The sequence below is a fragment of the Prosthecomicrobium sp. N25 genome (assembly GCF_037203705.1).
Classification (GTDB): Bacteria; Pseudomonadota; Alphaproteobacteria; order Rhizobiales; family Ancalomicrobiaceae; genus Prosthecodimorpha.
In genome coordinates this window covers 178,875-196,746 of the sequence record NZ_JBBCAT010000001.1, presented here as the reverse complement: position 1 = coordinate 196,746, position 17,872 = coordinate 178,875, and the positions used below count along the sequence as shown (strand labels likewise).

The window sequence follows — 17,872 nt, the reverse complement described above, 5'->3', positions numbered from 1 at the left end:
GCCCCTCCGGATCAGTGGGCGCTGGCGCCCGCCGCCCCGATGCCCGTCTGCGAACGGACATACTGGGCGTCGAAGGCCTGCTTCTCGGCCGCCGCCTGGCGCGACCGGTCGACCAGGCTGACGAGCCAGATGATCGCGAAGGCGAGCGTCATGGAGAAGAGCGCCGGGTTGTTGTAGGCGATCGGCGCCGAGCCCTTCGGGTTGAGGAGGACGCCCTCCCAGACGGCCGGGCCCATCACCACCATGGCGACCGAGGCGATCAGGCCGACGAAGCCGCCGACGAGCGCGCCGGTCGTGGTCGTGCCCTTCCAGAACATGCTCATCAGCAGGACCGGGAAGTTGCAGGAGGCCGCGACCGCGAAGGCGAGGCCGACCATGAAGGCGATGTTCATGTTCTCGAAGGCGATGCCGAGGCCGATGGCCAGGATGCCGAGGAAGATGGTCGAGATCTTGGAGACCTTGATCTCCTTCTCCTCGCTCACCTTGCCCTTGGCGAGCACCGACGCGTAGAGGTCGTGGCTGATCGCCGAGGCGCCGGCGAGCGCCAGGCCCGAGACGACCGCCAGGATCGTCGCGAAGGCGACCGCCGAGATGAAGCCCAGGAAGAGGTTGCCGCCGACCGCGTTGGCGAGGTGGATGGCCGCCATGTTGGTCCCGCCGATGATCGCGCCCTTGGCGTCGAGGAACTGCGGGTTGGTGGCGACCAGCACGATCGCGCCGAAGCCGATGATGAAGGTCAGGATGTAGAAGTAGCCGATGAAGCCGGTCGCGTAGAAGACGGACTTCCGCGCCGCCTTGGCGTCCGCGACCGTGAAGAAGCGCATCAGGATGTGGGGCAGGCCGGCGGTGCCGAACATCAGGCCGATGCCGAGCGAGATCGCCTCGATCGGATCCTTGACCATGCCGCCCGGAGCCATGATGGCGTCGGTCTTCTTGACCTCGACCGCCTTGGCGAAGACGGCCTCGGGCGAGAAGTTGAACTGCGCCATGACCATGAAGGCCATGAAGGAGGCGCCGGCGAGGAGCAGGACCGCCTTGATGATCTGCACCCAGGTGGTGGCCACCATGCCGCCGAAGGTGACGTAGACGATCATCAGGAGGCCGACCATCACGACCGCGTAGCTGTAGGGCAGGCCGAACAGGAGCTGGATCAGCTTGCCGGCGCCGACCATCTGGGCGATCAGGTAGAAGGCGACCACGACCAGCGAGCCGCAGGCCGCGAGCGTGCGGATCTGGGTCTGGCCGAGGCGGAACGAGGCGACGTCCGCGAAGGTGAACTTGCCGAGGTTCCGCAAGGGTTCGGCGAGCAGGAACATGATGATCGGCCAGCCGACCAGGAAGCCGATCGAGTAGATCAGGCCGTCGTAGCCGGAGGTGTAGACGAGGCCCGAGATGCCCAGGAAGGAGGCGGCCGACATGTAGTCGCCCGCGATGGCCAGGCCGTTCTGGAAGCCGGTGATGCCGCCGCCGGCGGTGTAGAACTGGGCGGCCGACTTGGTCTGCGCGGCGGCCCACTTGGTGATGCCGAGCGTCATGAGCACGAAGGCCAGGAACATGCCGATGGCGGTCCAGTTGGTCGCCTGCTGCTGCACGGCGCCGATGTCCGGACCCGCGGCCTGCGCGGCGCCGGACAGGAGGGCGAGGCCGAGGCCGCCCGCGAGGATGGTCTGGGTGCGGCTCATTTCGTGGCCTCCTCCTTGATGGACGCGATCAGGGCGTCGTAGTCCCGGTTGGCCCGGGCCACGTAGATGCCGGTCAGCACGAAGGCCGACAGGATGACGGCGACGCCCACCGGGATGCCGACGGTCATGACGCCGGCGCCGAGCTTCACGGCGAGCCATTCCTTCTTGAAGGCCACCACGAGGATGAACCCGTAGTAGATGACCAGCATCAGGATCGTCAGCTGCCAGCCGAAGCTGGTGCGCTTGGAGACGAGCTCCTGGAATTTCGGATTCGCGCGAACCCGTTCGACCACATCGCTTTGCACGTTCGACCTCCCGCGTCTGACAGGTGCCGGGGGCGGGCGAGCGGACACGCGACGGCCCGTTCGCGCCCCGGGCCCTCCGCCCGCCGGCACGCCGATCGCCGCTTCCGCTTGTCCGGGTGTCGCTCCCGCCGACCCGACCGGCGGGCCCGAGGTCCGCCGCTCTGGAGGCCAGATTTAACCGATCGTGACCGCCGGCTGGACCCCGTACTTGGTCGTGCGACTTTGGTGGGACGCGGTGCACTGCGGTAAGTGCGTGTTTTCCCGCAGATTTCCCCGGCAACCCGGACCAGCCCCCGGCTGACGCCAAGGAAGGACGGCGGGCTGGCGCGGAGCGGCGTCCCGCGCCATCATGCCGGGCTCAGGAGGAGCCTCCCATGCCGCAACGCCTCGCCCGTCCGATCCGCCTCGCCGCCGCGGCGGCCCTGTGCCTCTCGCTCCAGAATGCGGCTTTCGCTCAGGGTGCGCCTCCCGGCATGCCCCAGCCCGGCCAGCCGATCCAGTCCGCGGCGAGCCGGCTCCTGCCGGTGATCGGCACCAAGGGCATGGTCGCCTCCCAGGAGGGCACGGCCACGAAGGTCGGCGTCGAGATCCTGAAGCGCGGCGGCAACGCGGTCGATGCGGCGGTGGCGGTCGGCTTCGCGCTCGCGGTGACGCTGCCGCGCGCCGGCAACCTCGGCGGCGGCGGCTTCATGATGGTCCACATGGCGTCCCGCAACGAGACCGTCGCCATCGACTACCGCGAGACCGCCCCGGCAGCCGCCTTCCGGGACATGTTCCTGGACGCCAAGGGCGAGCCGGATCCCAAGAAGTCGCGCGACTCCGGCCTCGCGGTCGGCGTGCCCGGCACGGTCGCGGGCCTCGCCGAGGCGCACCGGCGCTACGGCTCGGGCAAGTTCACGCTCGCCGACCTGATCGCGCCCGCGGTGGCGCTCGCGTCCGACGGCATCCCGGTCGCCGAGGACCTCGCCGATTCGCTGCCGACCGCCACCCGGCTGAAGCAGTACCCGTCGACCCGGGCGATCTTCTACCGGGGCGACCAGCCGCTCGGCCGCGGCGAGACGCTGGTGCAGGCCGACCTGGCCGCGACGCTGAAGACGATCGCCGCCCAGGGGCCGGACGGCTTCTACAAGGGACCGGTCGCCGAGAGGATCGCGGCCGCGGTCAAGGGCGCGGGCGGCGTGATGACCGCCGAGGACCTCGCCGGCTACAAGGTGGTGACGCGCCAGCCGGTGCGCGGCACCTACCGCGGCTACGACGTCGTCTCCATGCCGCCGCCGTCCTCGGGCGGCGTCCACCTGATCCAGATCCTCAACATCCTGGAGGGCTTCGACATCGCCAAGGCGGGGGCCGGCAGCGGCCAGCAGATCCACCTGCTGGCGGAGGCGATGAAGCCGGCCTACGCGGACCGCGCCGAGTTCCTGGGCGACCCGGACCGGGTCAAGATTCCCGTCAAGGGCCTGACCTCGAAGGCCTATGCGGCCAAGCTGCGCGCCGCCATCGACCCGGCCGCGGCGCGGCCCGCCGACGCGATCCGGGCGGGCGACCCTTTGCCGTACGAGAGCGACCAGACCACCCACTTCTCGGTGGTCGACCGGGACGGCAACGCGGTCGCGAACACCTACACGCTCAACTTCACCTACGGGCTCGGGCTCGTGGCGGAGGGCACGGGGGTGATGCTCAACAACGAGATGGACGACTTCTCGGCCAAGGCCGGCGCCCAGAACGCCTACGGGCTGGTCGGCGGCGACACCAACAGCGTGGCTCCGGGCGCCCGCCCGCTCTCCTCGATGACGCCGACCTTCCTGTTCCGCGACGGTAAGCTCGCCATGGTGACCGGCAGCCCGGGCGGGAGCCGGATCATCTCCACGACCCTGCAGGTGATCGTCAACGTCGTCGACAACGGCATGAACGTCGCCGAGGCGGTCGCGGCGCCGCGCGTCCACCACCAGTGGCGGCCGGACGCGCTGCTGACCGAGGCCGGGCTGTCGCCCGACACGATCGAGATCCTGAAGGGACGGGGCCACAAGGTCGTGGTCGGGACCACCTCGGGCTCGGCCAACTCGATCCACGTGACCCCGGAAGGCCTGCTCGGCGCCGCCGACCCGCGCCAGCGCGGCACGCTGGCGGCGGGCTACTGAGCCCGGACCGGGCGGGACGGCCGGTCACGCCCCGCAGAGCGGAACGAAGCGCAGGACATCCCGGTTCGGCATGGTCAGGTTCTGGGCGGTGAGGCCGCCCCGGGCCAGGATCCAGCGCTGGACCGGCGCCGGACTGGACCTCAGCTGCGCATAGGTGACGGCCGGATCGAAGACCTTGAGGTCTTCCGGGCAGGGCGCTCCCCCCGTCCGGCACCGATAGGGCGCGTGGAAGGCGAGGACGGCGCGCTTCGTGGCGCAGATCTGGCCCGACAGCATGAGGTACATGGTGCAGGCCGAGGCGCAGTAGCCGTCGATGACGACCCTCGTCCCGTTGGCCCTCAGGCGGGCGATCTCCTGCATGCGCGAGTCGATGCGGCCGCCCGGATCCATCTGGATCACGACGGCCGGCGGAGGAGGGGCGAGGTCCACGGCGGCACTCCCGGTTGGCACGCCCCGGAGGCTCACACGATTCGCCCGGAAAACGCACCCGCCGATCCGGACGATTGCGTAGAAAACTTTTTCAAGTCAGCAGCTTAGGCTTTGCCTTCGGGGGCTGGGGCGCCCGCGAAGGTCTCGTGCCGCACCGCGATGGCCTCGGCGAGGTCGCCCGCCAGGCCCGCCTCGCGCAGCATCGCGGCGCACTCGCGCATCTCCGCGGCCCGGCGCCGCCCATGCCGGCGCACGCGGCCGGGCATCACCTTGACGACCTCGGCCCAGTCCATGCCCGGGTAGGAGGCCGACAGGCTCTTCAGCACGGCGGGCAGGACCCCGTTCCGGGCGGTGACGAGCGACAGGTCGACCATCAGCGCCTCCATGCCCTTGATGACGATCGAGCGACAGAGCTTGGTGGCGGAGGCGATGCCGATCTCCTCGCCGACCGGGTCGATGCGCATGCCGAGCCGGTTCAGGTCGGCCGCGAGCGCCGCCGCCCGGGGTCCGCCCGCCAGGATCGGCACGGCGATGCCGGGCTCGGCGACGGGGGCCATCACGGCCCATTCGACGAAGTGCACCCCGGTCGGCGGCAGGGCGGCGGCGACCCTGCCCTTGGTGGCGGGCGACACCGAGTTGAGGTCGATGTAGACCTGCCCCTGCTCGAGGTACGGGGCGCATTGCTGCGCGGCCGCGACGGCCTGGTCGGCGGTCACCGCCGAGATCACCAACCCGGCCCCGCGGACCGCCTCGCCGTGGCTCGCCGCGGCCCGCAGCCCGAGGGTGCCGGCACGGTCCGCCAGGGCGGGGCCACGGCCGGGATCGTCGAAGAGGCGGTCGTGGACCGCGACGCGGGCGCCTCGCTCGCGGAACTGCCGGCCGAACAGCTGGCCGACCTCGCCGAAGCCGATGATGGCGATGCTCAGGGTCATTCCCGCTCCTCCCGGACCGGCGGGCGCCGGTCCGCTCACTCCTCGCCCGTGTACGCCACGTACCGGAGGCCCGCCCTGGCGAGCGGCTCGCGCATGCCGTAGAGGTCGAGGCCGAGGACGCCGGCGGCGAGCTTCTCGCGCTTGGCGCCCTCGTTGGCGACCCGGTCCTCGCCGGCCTGCACGGTCGCGGCGGCGTCCCGGCGCGGCACCACCAGCACGCCGTCGTCGTCCGCCACCACCGCGTCGCCGGGCCGCACCAGGGCGCCCGCGCAAACGACGGGCACGTTGACGGCGCCCAGCGTCGCCTTGACGGTGCCCTTCGCGGAGACGGCGCGGGACCAGACGGGGAAGCCCATCTCCCGCAGGGTCGCCACGTCCCGGCAGCCGGCGTCGATGACGAGCCCGACCACGCCGCGGGCCTTCAGGGAGGTCGCCAGCAGGTCGCCGAACATGCCGTCCGTGTTGTCGGCCGTGCAGGCGACCACCATGACGTCGCCCGGGCGGCACTGCTCGACGGCCACGTGGATCATCCAGTTATCGCCGGGCTGGGCGAGCACCGTGACGGCGTTGCCGGCGATCGCGGCGCCCGGCCAGACGGGCCGCATGTAGGGCTTCATCAGCCCGGAGCGGCCGAGCGCCTCGTGGGCGGTGGCCACGCCGAGCGCGCCGAGGCGGGCAACCAGGTCCTCCTCGGTGCGCGGGCAGCCGGTGACGACGACGGGCTTCATGCCAGGACCTCGACGATCTCGGGGAAGATGCGCTGGTAGGCTTCGCCATACGTCATGGCCTTGCCGGAGTTGCGGCCGCCCTGGACCCCGCGGTTCAGCGCCACGCGGGTGTAGTACTCCCAGAGGTGCTTCTGGGCGGCGAGGATCTCGAACGCGGCGCGCTTCGTCTCCCAGACCTCGTCGATGTTGAGGATCACGTTGGGCTTGTAATTGCACTGCTCGGGCTGGTGCGGCTCGAACAGGAAGACCGGCGGGGCCGCGTAGGCGAGGTCCGGGCTCGGCTTGTGGCCGGCGGCCTGGGCGATGATGCGGGCCTCCTGGGCGAAGCGGGTCGCCTCGGGGTGGTCGACGTTGTAGGGGTCCTCGAGCGAGTGGGTCAGCACGAAGGCGGGCTTCAGCGCGCGGTAGACGTCGACCAGCCGGTCGAGCATCTCGGCGGTCGGCCGGAGGGGATAGTCGCCGGCGTCGAAGAACTCGATCTCGGCGCCGAGCGTCGCGGCGGCGCGCTCGGCCTCGTCCCGGCGCTGCGCCTTCACCTCCTCGAGGCCGATGTCGCCCTTCTTCCAGGCCCACTGGCTCTCGCCGCGCTCGCCGTAGGAGAGGCAGACGATCTTCATGCGGTAGCCGCGCCGGGCGTGCAGCGCGATGGCGCCCCCGGCGCGCCAGACGAAGTCGCCCGGGTGGGCGGTGACGACGAGACCGGACTTTCCGGATGACATGGGCGCGACCTTCGCGGTTCGGGAGTTCTTCAAGGGTCAGGCGGCGTCGCGCGCGGCTTCGGCCACCTCGGCGAGGTCCTCGCGGGCGAAGGCGACGCCGTCGAACAGGAGCCGGGCGGTCCGCAGGAGGCCGGCGCGCTCGACGACGGGCTCCTGCGGCGTGCCCCCGACCCGCAGGATGACGCTGAACTCACCCGTCGGATGCTCGATCGACAGGGTCTTGTCCCGGCCCGGCGGGATCGCGGCGACGCGGGCGGCGGGCGAGCCCGGCAGCATGGCGGCGGTGGCGACCGTCACGGCGGCGAAGACCCCGATCGAGGCGTGGCACTCGTGCGGGATGAAGCTGCGGGTGCACAGGGTGCCGCCGGCGACCGGCGGGGCGACCAGGCACATCTTCGGCACGACCTTGGCGGACACGTCGCCGAGCCCCATCAGCCGGCCCGCCTCCAGGCGGATCTCCTCGAGGCGGGCCTTCAGGGCGGTGTCCTTGTCGAGCTGGTCGCGGGGCTCCCGCCCGGTGCGGCCGAGGTCCGCGGCGGCGAGGACCACGACCGGCATGCCGTTGTCAATGAGCGTCGCGTCGACGCCGGCCACCCGGTCGACGGCGTTGCCGGTCGGCAGGAGAGTGCCGCAAACCGAGCCCTCGGCGTCCATGAAGTCGATGGCGATCGGGGCGGCGGTGCCGGGCACGCCGTCGATGCGGGCGTCGCCGCCGTAGCGGACGCGGCGGCCGGGGGTCTCGACGGCGAGTTCGGCGAGCGTGCCCGTGTTGACGGTGTGGACGCGCACGCGGGTCACACCGTCCTCGGCGGCGACGAGGCCACGCTCGATCGCGAAGGGGCCGATTCCGGCGAGGATGTTGCCGCAATTCGGCGTGTAGTCGATGCGCGGCTCGGCGAGGACCACCTGGCCGAACAGGAAGTCGATGTCGCTGCCCGGCTTCGCGGAGCGCGACACGATGGCGATCTTGCTGGTCAGCGGGTGCGCGCCGCCGATGCCGTCGATCTGGCGGGCGTCCGGCGAGCCCATGATGGACAGGATCAGCCGGTCGCGGGCGGCCGGGTCGGCGGGCAGGTCGGAGGCGAGGAAGTAGGCGCCCTTGGACGTCCCGCCCCGGAGCACCATGCAGGGGACACGCGGTTGAATGGCTCGCCTCCCGGTCTCGGCTGTCTTTCGTCGGGTACGAGTTCTGACCGGCCGGCCGCCATGCATCAAATGCTTTGTTTGACGTCTTTCATGAGCCGCATTCAGGAATGAGCCACCTCGGCGGCCGCGAAGGCCTGGATGACCAGACGGCGGAGCTCGTCGGCGAGGGGCGACAGGGGGGCGCTGCGCTTCGACACGATGCCGATCTGGCGGACCACCTGCGGGTTGCGCAAGGTCAGCACCGCGAGGCCCTCGCGCTCCACCGTGTCGAGGGCGAGCCGGGGGACGACCGTCATGCCCAGGCCGGCGCGGACGAGCGAGACGGCGGTGTGGACATGCTGGACCTCGTAGCGCCAGGAGAGCTGCTCGCGGCGGCTGCCGAGCGCGTCGTCGATCATCATGCGGTTGCCGGTGTGCGGGCTGATGCGGATCAGCGGCACACCCTCGAGCTCCGCCCAGCCGGCGGCCGCGGCGGCCGCCATGGGGTGGCCGGCGGGGCAGACCAGCACGAAGGGCTCGCGGGCGAGCAGCTCGACCTCGAAGTCCCAGCGGTGGGCGGCGAGCAGCGTGATGCCGAACTCGGCCGTCCCCTGGTCGACAAGGTCGGCGATCTCGGTCGCCGAATTGTCGAAGACCCGGATCGTGACGTCCGGGTGCGCGGCCCGGAAGCGCGCCAGCACGCCCGGCAGCCGGCCGGCCGCGATGGTCGGGAGGCAGCCGATCGCCAGCCGTTCCTGGCGCAACTTGCCGTGCTGCCGGAGATCCTGCAGGGAGGCCGAGAGCCCCTCGATCATGCCCTTCACCTTCGGCAGGAGCTCCAGGCCGGCGGGGGTGAGGGCCACCTCGCGGGTGGTCCGCGACAGGAGGCGGACGCCGAGGTCGTCCTCGAGCTTCTTCATCCGGTGGCTGAGCGCGGTCTGCGACAGGTTCAGGTGCGCGGCGGCCTGCTGGAAGCTGCCGCGCTCGGCGATGGCCACGAAGGCGTGGAGACCGAGGAAATCGATGCGCAAGGCGGGCGTCCTTGATCGGCCGGCGCGGGCAGGTGCGGCCTCGGTGCATGAAACTAATTCATGAAAGGCAACAAAGAAACCATTTGCTTCACATACGGGCTTACGAACATCTGACGGGGACCGCATGCCGCCAGACCGACGGGCCCCGACCTTGCCGATCATCCTGATCCCAGGCCTCCTCTGCGACGCGAGCGTCTGGGCGCACCAGATCGCCGCGCTGAGGCCGCATGACGACGTGGTGGTGGCCGACTGCACGACCCAGGACTCGATCGTCGCCATGGCCCGGGACGCGCTGGCGTTGCGGCCGGGACCGATCGCGGTGGTCGGGCATTCGATGGGGGCCCGGGTCGCCTTCGAGATGGTCCGCGCGGCGCCCGAGCGGATCGTCAGGCTCGCCGTGCTGGACACGGGCGCGCATCCGGCGCGGGACGGGGAGGCGGCCGGGCGGCAGGCCATGCTCGACCTCGCCGACCGGGACGGCATGGCGGCGCTCGCCGACAAGTGGCTGCCCCCGATGGTGCACGAGGCCCGGGTCGCGGACGAGGCCCTGATGGCGCCGCTGCGCGCCATGGTGATGCGCGCCGATCCCGCCCTGCACCACCGGCAGATCAAGGCGCTCCTGGAGCGGCCGGACGCCCGCCCGCTGCTGCCGACCATCACCTGCCCGACGCTCGTCGCCGTCGGCCGGCAGGACCGCTGGAGTCCGCTCGCCCAGCACGAGGAGATGGCCGCCGCGATCCCGGGCGCCGAACTCGTGGTGATCGAGGACAGCGGCCACATGTCGCCGGTCGAGCGCCCCGAGCAGGTGACGGCGGCGCTCCTCGGCTTCCTGGGCTTCGCCGAGCGGGACCGGATCCCGGACGTGCCGCTCTTCGACCGCGCGCGGTCGCGCCGCGGCTACCGCATCAACAAGATGGCGATGGGCCTGTCGCGGCCGGAGAACCGGGCCGCGTTCCTGCAGAACGAGGAGGCCTATCTGGACCGCTTCGGCCTCTCGGCCGAGGAGAAGCGGGCCGTCATGGGCCGGGACTGGCGCGAGATGGTGCGGCTCGGCGGCAACCTCTTCTTCATCCTGAAGATCTCGGCCGTGGACCCGGTGCGCATCACCGAGATCGGCGCGCACCAGGCCGGCATGGACCACGACGCGTTCCTGCGCGAGCGACTGGGGAAGAACTAGCGCATGGCGAAGCTCATCGGCGGCCTCGGCACCTCGCACGTGCCCTCCATCGCGGCGGCGATCGACAAGGGTCTCGCCGAGACGCCGGCGTGGAAGCCTTTCTTCGACGGCTACATTCCCGCCAAGGCCTGGATGAAGGCCGCGCGGCCCGACATCGCGGTCGTGATCTTCAACGACCACGGCAATTCCTTCTTCCTCGACCGGGTGCCGACCTTCGCGGTCGGCTGCGCCGAGGAGTACCGGCCGGTCGACGAGGGCTGGGGCCCGCGTGCGATCCCGCCCTTCGAGGGTGCCGCCGACCTCTCCTGGCATCTCGTCGACACCATGGTGGAGAACCGGTTCGACCCGACCATCATCCAGGAGATCGAGGTCGACCACGGCCTGCAGGTGCCGATGGAGCTCTTCTTCGGCCGGCCGAAGGCCTGGCCCGTGAAGGTCGTGCCGATCTTCGTCAACGTCATCCAGTACCCGATCCCGCTGCCGAGCCGCTGCTACGAACTCGGCCGGGTGCTGCGCAAGGCGATCGACAGCTTCCCGGGCGACGAGCGGGTCGTGGTGCTCGGCACCGGCGGCCTCTCCCACCAGCTCCAGGGCGCGCGGGCCGGCTTCGTCAACCCGGAGGCCGACCGGGCCTTCCTGAAGGACATCGCCACCGACCCGGACCGGCTCGCCGCCCTGTCGCGCGAGGACTACGTGGCGACCTTCGGCAGCGAGGGCGCGGAGCTCATGATGTGGCTCGTCATGCGCGGCGCGATGGACCGGGACGTGGTCGTCCGCCACACCCACTACTTCGTCCCCGCCTCCATGACGGGCGCCGGCATGATCGTGATGGAGAACGCCGCCGACGCCGCGCGGGCGGCGGCATGACGGCGCATTTCCTCATGGTGTGCCGGCACCGGGCGGGCCTGCAGGACGTGCGCGAGGCGAACCGCGAGGCGCATCGGCGGCACGTGGCGACGGGCGGCAACGGCCTGGCGCGCGTGCTGATCGGCAGCGCGCTCGTGGGGGAGGACGGGACCACGCCGGTCGGCAACTTCGGCGTCATGGAGGCCGCGAACCGGGAGGCCGTGGAGGCCTTCGCGGCGACCGACCCCTACGCGCTCGCGGGCCTCGTCGAGACGATCGAGATCACGGCGCTGCCGGCCCAGTTCCAGGCGCATCGGATCGACCCGATGACGCCGCCATTCGCATCCTAGACGTCCCCGAAGAGACGAACCGACACGGAGGAAACATGCAGCGCAGAACAGCCCTGAAGGCCGGCATGGCCGCACTCGCGCTCGCGCTCGGCGCCGGCCCGGCAGCCGCGCAGGACGCCGTCAAGATCGGCCTCGTCCTGCCGCTCACCGGGCCCTTCGCGTCGACGGGCCGCCAGATCGAGGCCGCCGTCAAGCTCTACATGGCGCAGAACGGCGACACGGTGGCGGGCCGGAAGGTGCAGCTCATCGTCAAGGACGACACCGGCACCGCCGACGTCACCAAGCGCATCGCCCAGGAGCTGATCGTCAACGACAAGGTGACGGTGCTGGCGGGCTTCGGCCTGACCCCGCTGGCGCTCGCCACCGCGCCCCTCGCCACCCAGGGCAAGACCCCGCAGGTGGTGATGGCGGCGGCGACGTCCATCATCACGGAGGCCTCGCCCTACATCGTGCGGACGAGCTTCACGGCCGCGCAGGCGACCGTGCCGCTCGCCGAGTGGGCGGCGAAGAACGACATCAAGCGGGTCGTCACCATCGTGTCCGACTACGGCCCGGGCATCGACGTCGAGAAGGCCTTCACGGAGACCTTCACGAAGGCCGGCGGCAAGGTCGAGAACCTGCGCGTGCCGCTCGCCAACCCGGACTTCGCGCCGTTCCTGCAGAAGGTCGCGGATGCCAAGCCGGACGCGCTGCTCGCCTTCGTGCCGTCGGGCGTGGGCGCGCAGTTCATGCGCCAGTTCGTCGAGCGCGGCCTCGACAAGTCGGGCATCCGCCTGATCGCGGAAGGCAGCGTCACGGACGACGACCTGCTCAACGGCGTCGGCGACGTGGCGCTCGGCACCATCACGTCCCACCACTACTCGGCCGCCCACGACAGCCCCGAGAACAAGGCCTTTGTAGAGGCCTTCAAGAAGGCGGCGGGCTTCCGGCCGAACTTCATGGCGGCCGGCGGCTACGACGGCATGCACGTGATCTACGAGGGGCTGAAGAAGACCAACGGCGCCGGCGGCGAGGCGCTCGTCAACGCCATGAAGGGCCTCGCCTGGACGAGCCCGCGCGGGCCGATGTCGATCGACCCGCAGACGCGCGAGCCGATCCAGAACATCTACATCCGCAAGGTCGAGCGGGTCGGCGGCGAACTCTGGAACGTCGAGATCGCCACCACCCCCAACGTCAAGGACCCGGCCAAGGCCGCCAAGGCGAACTGACGCCCGGACCTCGGTTTCCCCCGGGGGCGCTGATGACGACGCGGCGCCGGGCTCCCGTGGCCCGGCGGCCTCTGGCTTGCGTGCCGCACCGGACAGTCGCTGTACACAGCCTTGTGGCCGGTGCGGCTCCATGCTGCCCTGCAGCACGAAAATCACGTAGACGGGGCTTGAAACGGCCCGGACCTGTATACATCCTGCCGGCCAGGAGGATCCACCCATGCCCGACGCGAAGACGTTTCCGCTGAACGCCTGGTATGCCGCCGCCTGGGGGCACGAGATCGGCCGGAGCCTCGCGGCCCGCACCGTGTGCAGCCGGGACGTGGTGCTCTACCGCCGGCAGGACGGCATCGTGGCGGCCCTCGAGGACGCCTGCTGGCACCGGCTGCTGCCGCTCTCCATGGGCCATCTGCAGGGCGACGAGGTCGTCTGCGGCTACCACGGGCTCGTGTTCAACGCGGCCGGCCGCTGCACCTACATGCCGGCGCAGAAGACCATCAACCCCTCGGCCTGCGTGCGCGCCTACCCGGTGGTCGAGCGGCACCGGCTCGTCTGGATCTGGCCGGGCGACCCGGCGCTGGCGGATCCGGCGCTGGTCCCGGACTTCCACTGGAACGACGGCACCGACTGGGTCGGCGAGGGCGGGACCGCCTATTCGCTGAAATGCGACTATCGGCTCGTCGTCGACAACCTGATGGACCTGACCCACGAGACCTACGTGCATGCCGGCTCCATCGGCGACGAGGCGATCACGGGCACGCCCTTCGAGGTGACCCACACGGAGAGGACCGCGACGGTCACCCGCTGGATGATCGGCATCGACCCGCCGCCCTTCTGGGCCAAGCAGCTCGACCGGCCGGGCGCGAAGGTGGACCGCTGGCAGATCATCCACTTCCAGGCCCCGTCGGTCATCGCCGGCGACGTCGGCGTGGCGGTCACCGGCACGGGCGCACCGGAGGGCGACCGCTCGCAGGGGGTCAACGGCACGTTCCTGGCCGCCATCACGCCGGAGACCGAGACGACCTGCCACTATTTCTGGAACTTCGTGCGTACCTTCAGGACGGACGACGAGGCGCTGACCCGCGCCATCCAGCGCGCCCATGTCAACGACGGCGAGGGCGTCTACGACCAGGACTTCACGGTGCTGGAGGCGCAGCAGAAGGCGATCGACCGCAATCCGCGCCTGCCCTTCTACAACCTCAACATCGACGCGGGCGCGCTCTGGGCCCGGCGGCTGATCGACCGGATGCTCGAGCGCGAGGGCGGCGGGCCGGCCCTGGTGCCGAGCCAGGCGGCCGAGTGAGGCGGCGATGGCGGAGCGGCTCGACTGGCGCGACGCGCGGCTGATCGCGACACGGGACCTGACCCCCGACATCCGGCTCTTCGAAATCGAGCCGGCGGGTCCCTTCGTGGCGCCGACCCCCGGCAGCCACGTCAATGTGACGGTCAGGATCGGGGAGCGCGCCGACATGCGCTCCTATTCCACCGTTGGGCCCTGCCGCGACGGACGCTGGCGCATCGCGGTGAAGCGCCTGCCGGAGAGCCGCGGCGGCTCCGCCTACATGTGGACCCTCGCACCGGGCGCCCGGATGACGGTTTCGACGCCCGGCAACCACTTCGAGCTCGGCCGCGACCGGCCGGGCTACCTGCTGCTCGCCGGCGGCATCGGCATCACGCCGATCTACTCGATGGCGCTCGCGCTCGCCGAAGCCGGCGCGGACTTCCGCCTCCTCTACGCGGTGCGCGCCAACCGCGACCTCGCCTTCGCGGACGACCTGCGCGCCCGCATCGGGACTCGCCTCGAGACCTTCGTGGACGCGGAGGGGCGGCGGGTCGACCTTTCGGCCGAGATCGCGCGGCTCGTGCCGGGGGGCGAGTTCTACGTCTGCGGCCCGATCGGGCTCCTCGAGGCGGCCAAGCAGGCCTGGGCGGCGAGCGGCCGGCCGGCGGACCAACTCCGCTTCGAGACCTTCGGCAACAGCGGGCGCTACGCCACCGAGGCCTTTACGGTGCGCATCCCACGGCTCGGCCGCGAGATCCTGGTGCCCGCCAACCGGACGCTCCTGGAGGCCCTGGAGGCGGCCGGCGTGGAGATGATCTCGGACTGCCGCCGCGGCGAATGCGGGCTCTGCGCCCTGCCCATCCTCGCCGCCGAGGGCCGGGTCGACCACCGCGACGTGTTCTTCTCGGAGGCCGAGAAGGCCGAGAACCGGAAGCTGTGCACCTGCGTGTCGCGGGCCTCGGGCGGCGCGCTCGTGCTCGACACCGGCGACAGGGCGGCGCCATGAGCCGGCCGGTCGCCGAAGCCCCGACGGCCCGCCCCGTACCTGCGGGCGACAAATCGCCGTCGCAGACCCTGAAGACGCTGCTCCTCCTGCGCGACCTGATCGTCAAGGGCGCGCTGAAGCCGGGCGAGCGCGTCTCCGAGCTGCAGATGGTCGACCGGCTCGGGGTGTCGCGCACGCCGGTGCGCGCCGCGCTGGTCCGGCTCGAACAGGAGGGGCTCGTCGAGGCGATCGCGTCCGGCGGCTATGCCGTCAAGGCCTTCTCGGAGCGCGAGGTGATGGTCGCGATCGAGATCCGCGGCACGCTCGAGGGGCTCGCGGCCCGCTTCGCCGCCGAGCGGGGGGTTCCGGCCGCCGAGATCCGCCGGGCGCGCGAGGTGCTGGACGAGATCGACGGCGTCGTCCGCCGCGAGACGGTCGACGTCGACATCCAGCGCTACGTCGAGCTCAACGCCCGCTTCCATGCCGGCGTGATCGCCATGGCGCAGAGCCGGACGCTCGCCCGCGAGATCGAGCTCGCCGGGGCGCTCCCCTTCGCGTCGCCGAGCGCTCTCGTGCCAGTGCAGACGCGCTCGCCGGAATCGCACCACATCCTGACCGTGGCGCAGGACCAGCACCGCACCGTGCTCGCCGCCATCGAGCGGCGCGAGGGCACGCGGGCGGAAGCGATCATGCGCGAGCACGCGCGGATCGCGCATCGCAATCTCGAACGGGCGCTCACCAGCGAGGGCGCCCTCGACCTCGTCCCCGGCGCCGCGCTGATCCGGCGCGGGGCCGAGCGCTGAAGGGCATCCGAAACGGCCACGCGAGAGGGCCGACCAGCACGGGAGGAATGACCATGGACCGCAGGACCCTGATGACCCTGGCCGGCGCCGCGCTCGTGGCGGGCCTCGCCGGCCCGGCGGCCGCGCAGGACGCCCTGAAGATCGGCCTGATCCTGCCGATGACCGGGCCCTTCGCGTCGACCGGCCGGCAGATCGAGGCAGCCGCCAAGCTCTACATGGCGCAGAAGGGCGACACGGTCGCGGGCCGCAAGGTGCAGCTCATCGTCAAAGACGACACCGGGGTGGCGGACGTCACCAAGCGCCTCGCCCAGGAGCTGATCGTCAACGACAAGGTGTCGGTGCTGGCCGGCTTCGGCCTGACCCCGCTGGCGCTCTCCACCGCGCCGCTCGCCACCCAGGCCAAGGTGCCGCAGGTCGTCATGGCGGCCGCCACCGCCACCATCACGGAGGCCTCGCCCTTCATCGTGCGGACGAGCTTCACGCTGCCGCAGGCGACCCAGCCGATGGCCGAATGGGCGGCGCAGAACGGCATCAGGAAGGTGGTGACGCTGGTCTCCGACTACGGCCCGGGCATCGACGCCGAGAAGGCCTTCGTGGGGAGCTTCGGCAAGACTGGCCAAGTGGAGACGCTGAGGGTGCCGCTCGCCAACCCGGACTTCTCGCCCTTCCTCCAGAAGGTGGCGGACGCCAAGCCGGACGCGCTCTTCGTCTTCGTGCCCTCCGGCGTCGGCGCGCAGTTCATGCGCCAGTTCGTCGAGCGCGGCCTCGACAAGTCGGGCATCCGCCTGATCGGCCCCGGCGACGTGACCGACGACGACCTCCTCAACGGCATGGGCGACGCGGCCCTCGGGGCGATCACCACCCACCACTACTCCGCCGCCCATGACAGCCCGGAGAACAAGGCCTTCGTGGAGGCCTTCCGGAAGGCGGCCGGGTTCCGGCCGAACTTCATGGCGGTCGGCGGCTTCGACGGCATGCACCTCGTCTACGAGGGGCTGAAGAAGACCAACGGCGCCGGCGGGGAGGCGCTGGTCGAGGCCATGAAGGGGATGAGCTGGACGAGCCCGCGCGGGCCGGTGTCGATCGACCCGCAGACGCGCGACATCGTGCAGAACATCTACGTGCGCAAGGTGGAACGGGTCGGCGGCGAGCTCTTCAACGTCGAATTCGCGACGATCCCGAACGTCAAGGACCCGGTCAAGGCCGCCAAGGCGAACTGACCGGCGGGCCCGGCCGGGGACGGGGCGGAAAGAAGGAAGGTCCGAGCGTGCTCACGATCCTGTTCGACGGCGTGGCCTACGGCATGCTGCTCTTCGTGCTCGCGGCGGGGCTCGCGGTGACGCTCGGGCTCATGAACTTCGTCAACCTCGCGCACGGCGCCTTCGCGATGGCGGGCGGCTACGTGACCGCGATCCTGATGAACCGGGGCGGGCTGCCGTTCCTCGCCACCCTGCCTTTCGCGTTCCTGGTGCCGGCGGCGATCGGGCTCGTGCTGGAGCGGACGCTCTACGTGCGGCTCTACAACCGCACCCACCTCGACCAGGTGCTGTTTTCGATCGGGCTCGTTTTCATGGCGGTCGCGGCGGTCGACTGGACGATGGGATCGCAGCAGCAGTTTATCACCCTGCCGTCCTGGCTCCAGGGCCGGGTGGAGGTGCTCGGCATCCAGGTCGGGCTCTACCGCAGCTTCATCATCGCGGTCTGCGGCGTGCTCGTCGTCCTCCTCCAGCTCGTGCTGTCGAAGACCCGGTTCGGCAGCCGGCTCCGGGCGGCCGTCGACGACCCGCGGGTCGCGCGCGGGCTGGGCATCAACGTCTCGATGATCTTCGCCACCACCTTCGCGGTGGGGTCCGGGCTCGCCGGCCTCGGCGGCGCCCTCGGGGCCGAGATCCTCGGGCTCGACCCGACCTTCCCGCTGAAGTTCATGATCTACTTCCTGATCGTCGTCACGGTCGGGGGGACCACCAGCATCACGGGCCCCTTCCTGGCTTCGCTCCTGCTCGGCATCGCCGACGTCGCCGGCAAGTACTACGTGCCGGGCCTCGGCGGCTTCGTCATCTACTCGCTCATGATCGTCGTCCTGGTCCTGCGTCCGCAGGGCCTGTTCGCCCGCGCCCGCTAGACCGAGGACCGCG

General features: G+C 71.1%; 18 protein-coding genes. 10 read left to right on the top strand and 8 right to left on the bottom strand.

All coding sequences use genetic code 11. The features are described 5' to 3' along the window. Positions 1-11 precede the first annotated feature (11 nt). Both WBG79_RS00880 and WBG79_RS00875 read right to left on the bottom strand, forming a co-directional pair. Positions 12-1,682 (bottom strand): cation acetate symporter, encoded by a 1,671-nt coding sequence (locus WBG79_RS00880; protein WP_337355222.1) that lies wholly within the window; start codon positions 1,680-1,682, stop codon positions 12-14. Continuing rightward, the gene (locus tag WBG79_RS00875; protein WP_337355221.1) at positions 1,679-1,987 is read right to left on the bottom strand and encodes a DUF485 domain-containing protein; all 309 of its coding nucleotides are present in this window, start codon (positions 1,985-1,987) and stop codon (positions 1,679-1,681) included. Before WBG79_RS00875 ends, WBG79_RS00880 begins: the two co-directional genes overlap by 4 nt. A 374-nt stretch (positions 1,988-2,361) precedes the next feature. Between WBG79_RS00875 and ggt the strand changes: the two genes are divergently transcribed. Then, a complete protein-coding gene (gene ggt / locus WBG79_RS00870; protein WP_337355220.1) occupies positions 2,362-4,125 on the top strand; it encodes a gamma-glutamyltransferase in 1,764 nt (587 codons plus the stop codon). Positions 4,126-4,149: 24 nt separating this feature from the next. Here ggt and WBG79_RS00865 read toward each other — a convergent pair whose 3' ends face one another. From WBG79_RS00865 to WBG79_RS00840, 6 genes are all read right to left on the bottom strand, one after another. Beyond that, positions 4,150-4,554: a hypothetical protein gene (locus WBG79_RS00865; RefSeq protein WP_337355219.1), complete on the bottom strand. Its 405-nt coding sequence runs from the start codon at positions 4,552-4,554 to the stop codon at positions 4,150-4,152. A gap of 104 nt (positions 4,555-4,658) precedes the next feature. Beyond that, positions 4,659-5,486, bottom strand: a complete 828-nt coding sequence (locus WBG79_RS00860; protein WP_337355218.1) for a DUF1932 domain-containing protein — start codon at positions 5,484-5,486, stop codon at positions 4,659-4,661. 35 nt (positions 5,487-5,521) lie between these two features. After that, complete coding sequence (locus tag WBG79_RS00855) at positions 5,522-6,214, bottom strand: 4-carboxy-4-hydroxy-2-oxoadipate aldolase/oxaloacetate decarboxylase (protein ID WP_337355217.1); 693 nt, start codon at positions 6,212-6,214, stop codon at positions 5,522-5,524. After that, on the bottom strand, positions 6,211-6,933 hold the full coding sequence (locus WBG79_RS00850) for a PIG-L deacetylase family protein (protein ID WP_337355216.1): 723 nt from the start codon (positions 6,931-6,933) through the stop codon (positions 6,211-6,213). The genes WBG79_RS00855 and WBG79_RS00850 overlap by 4 nt, the downstream gene beginning before the upstream one ends. Before the next feature lie 36 nt (positions 6,934-6,969). Then, a complete protein-coding gene (locus WBG79_RS00845) occupies positions 6,970-8,058 on the bottom strand; it encodes a 4-oxalomesaconate tautomerase (protein ID WP_443147388.1) in 1,089 nt (362 codons plus the stop codon). 122 nt (positions 8,059-8,180) lie between these two features. Beyond that, positions 8,181-9,089 (bottom strand): LysR family transcriptional regulator, encoded by a 909-nt coding sequence (locus tag WBG79_RS00840; protein ID WP_337355215.1) that lies wholly within the window; start codon positions 9,087-9,089, stop codon positions 8,181-8,183. A 124-nt stretch (positions 9,090-9,213) separates the two neighbouring features. On the opposite strand from WBG79_RS00840, the gene WBG79_RS00835 reads away from it, so the two are divergent. The 9 genes from WBG79_RS00835 (at position 9,214) to WBG79_RS00795 (ending at position 17,859) form a co-directional block, all read left to right on the top strand. Further along, a complete protein-coding gene (locus WBG79_RS00835; RefSeq protein ID WP_337355214.1) occupies positions 9,214-10,266 on the top strand; it encodes an alpha/beta fold hydrolase in 1,053 nt (350 codons plus the stop codon). 3 nt (positions 10,267-10,269) lie between these two features. Further along, entirely contained in the window at positions 10,270-11,133 is an 864-nt protein-coding gene (locus WBG79_RS00830) for a class III extradiol dioxygenase family protein (RefSeq protein ID WP_337355213.1), read from the top strand. After that, the gene (locus WBG79_RS00825; RefSeq protein WP_337355212.1) at positions 11,130-11,462 is read left to right on the top strand and encodes a YciI family protein; all 333 of its coding nucleotides are present in this window, start codon (positions 11,130-11,132) and stop codon (positions 11,460-11,462) included. The genes WBG79_RS00830 and WBG79_RS00825 overlap by 4 nt, the downstream gene beginning before the upstream one ends. 35 nt (positions 11,463-11,497) lie before the next feature. After that, complete coding sequence (locus tag WBG79_RS00820) at positions 11,498-12,670, top strand: ABC transporter substrate-binding protein (protein ID WP_337355211.1); 1,173 nt, start codon at positions 11,498-11,500, stop codon at positions 12,668-12,670. A 217-nt stretch (positions 12,671-12,887) separates the two neighbouring features. Further along, entirely contained in the window at positions 12,888-13,970 is a 1,083-nt protein-coding gene (locus tag WBG79_RS00815; protein WP_337355210.1) for an aromatic ring-hydroxylating dioxygenase subunit alpha, read from the top strand. Between the two features lie 7 nt (positions 13,971-13,977). Next, positions 13,978-14,955, top strand: a complete 978-nt coding sequence (locus tag WBG79_RS00810) for a PDR/VanB family oxidoreductase (RefSeq protein WP_337355209.1) — start codon at positions 13,978-13,980, stop codon at positions 14,953-14,955. Then, on the top strand, positions 14,952-15,737 hold the full coding sequence (locus WBG79_RS00805; protein ID WP_337355208.1) for a GntR family transcriptional regulator: 786 nt from the start codon (positions 14,952-14,954) through the stop codon (positions 15,735-15,737). Before WBG79_RS00810 ends, WBG79_RS00805 begins: the two co-directional genes overlap by 4 nt. Before the next feature lie 47 nt (positions 15,738-15,784). Continuing rightward, positions 15,785-16,957, top strand: coding sequence for an ABC transporter substrate-binding protein (locus tag WBG79_RS00800; RefSeq protein ID WP_337355207.1), 1,173 nt, complete (start codon positions 15,785-15,787; stop codon positions 16,955-16,957). Between the two features lie 47 nt (positions 16,958-17,004). Beyond that, the gene (locus WBG79_RS00795) at positions 17,005-17,859 is read left to right on the top strand and encodes a branched-chain amino acid ABC transporter permease (protein WP_337355206.1); all 855 of its coding nucleotides are present in this window, start codon (positions 17,005-17,007) and stop codon (positions 17,857-17,859) included. The last annotated feature ends 13 nt before the right edge of the window (positions 17,860-17,872 follow it).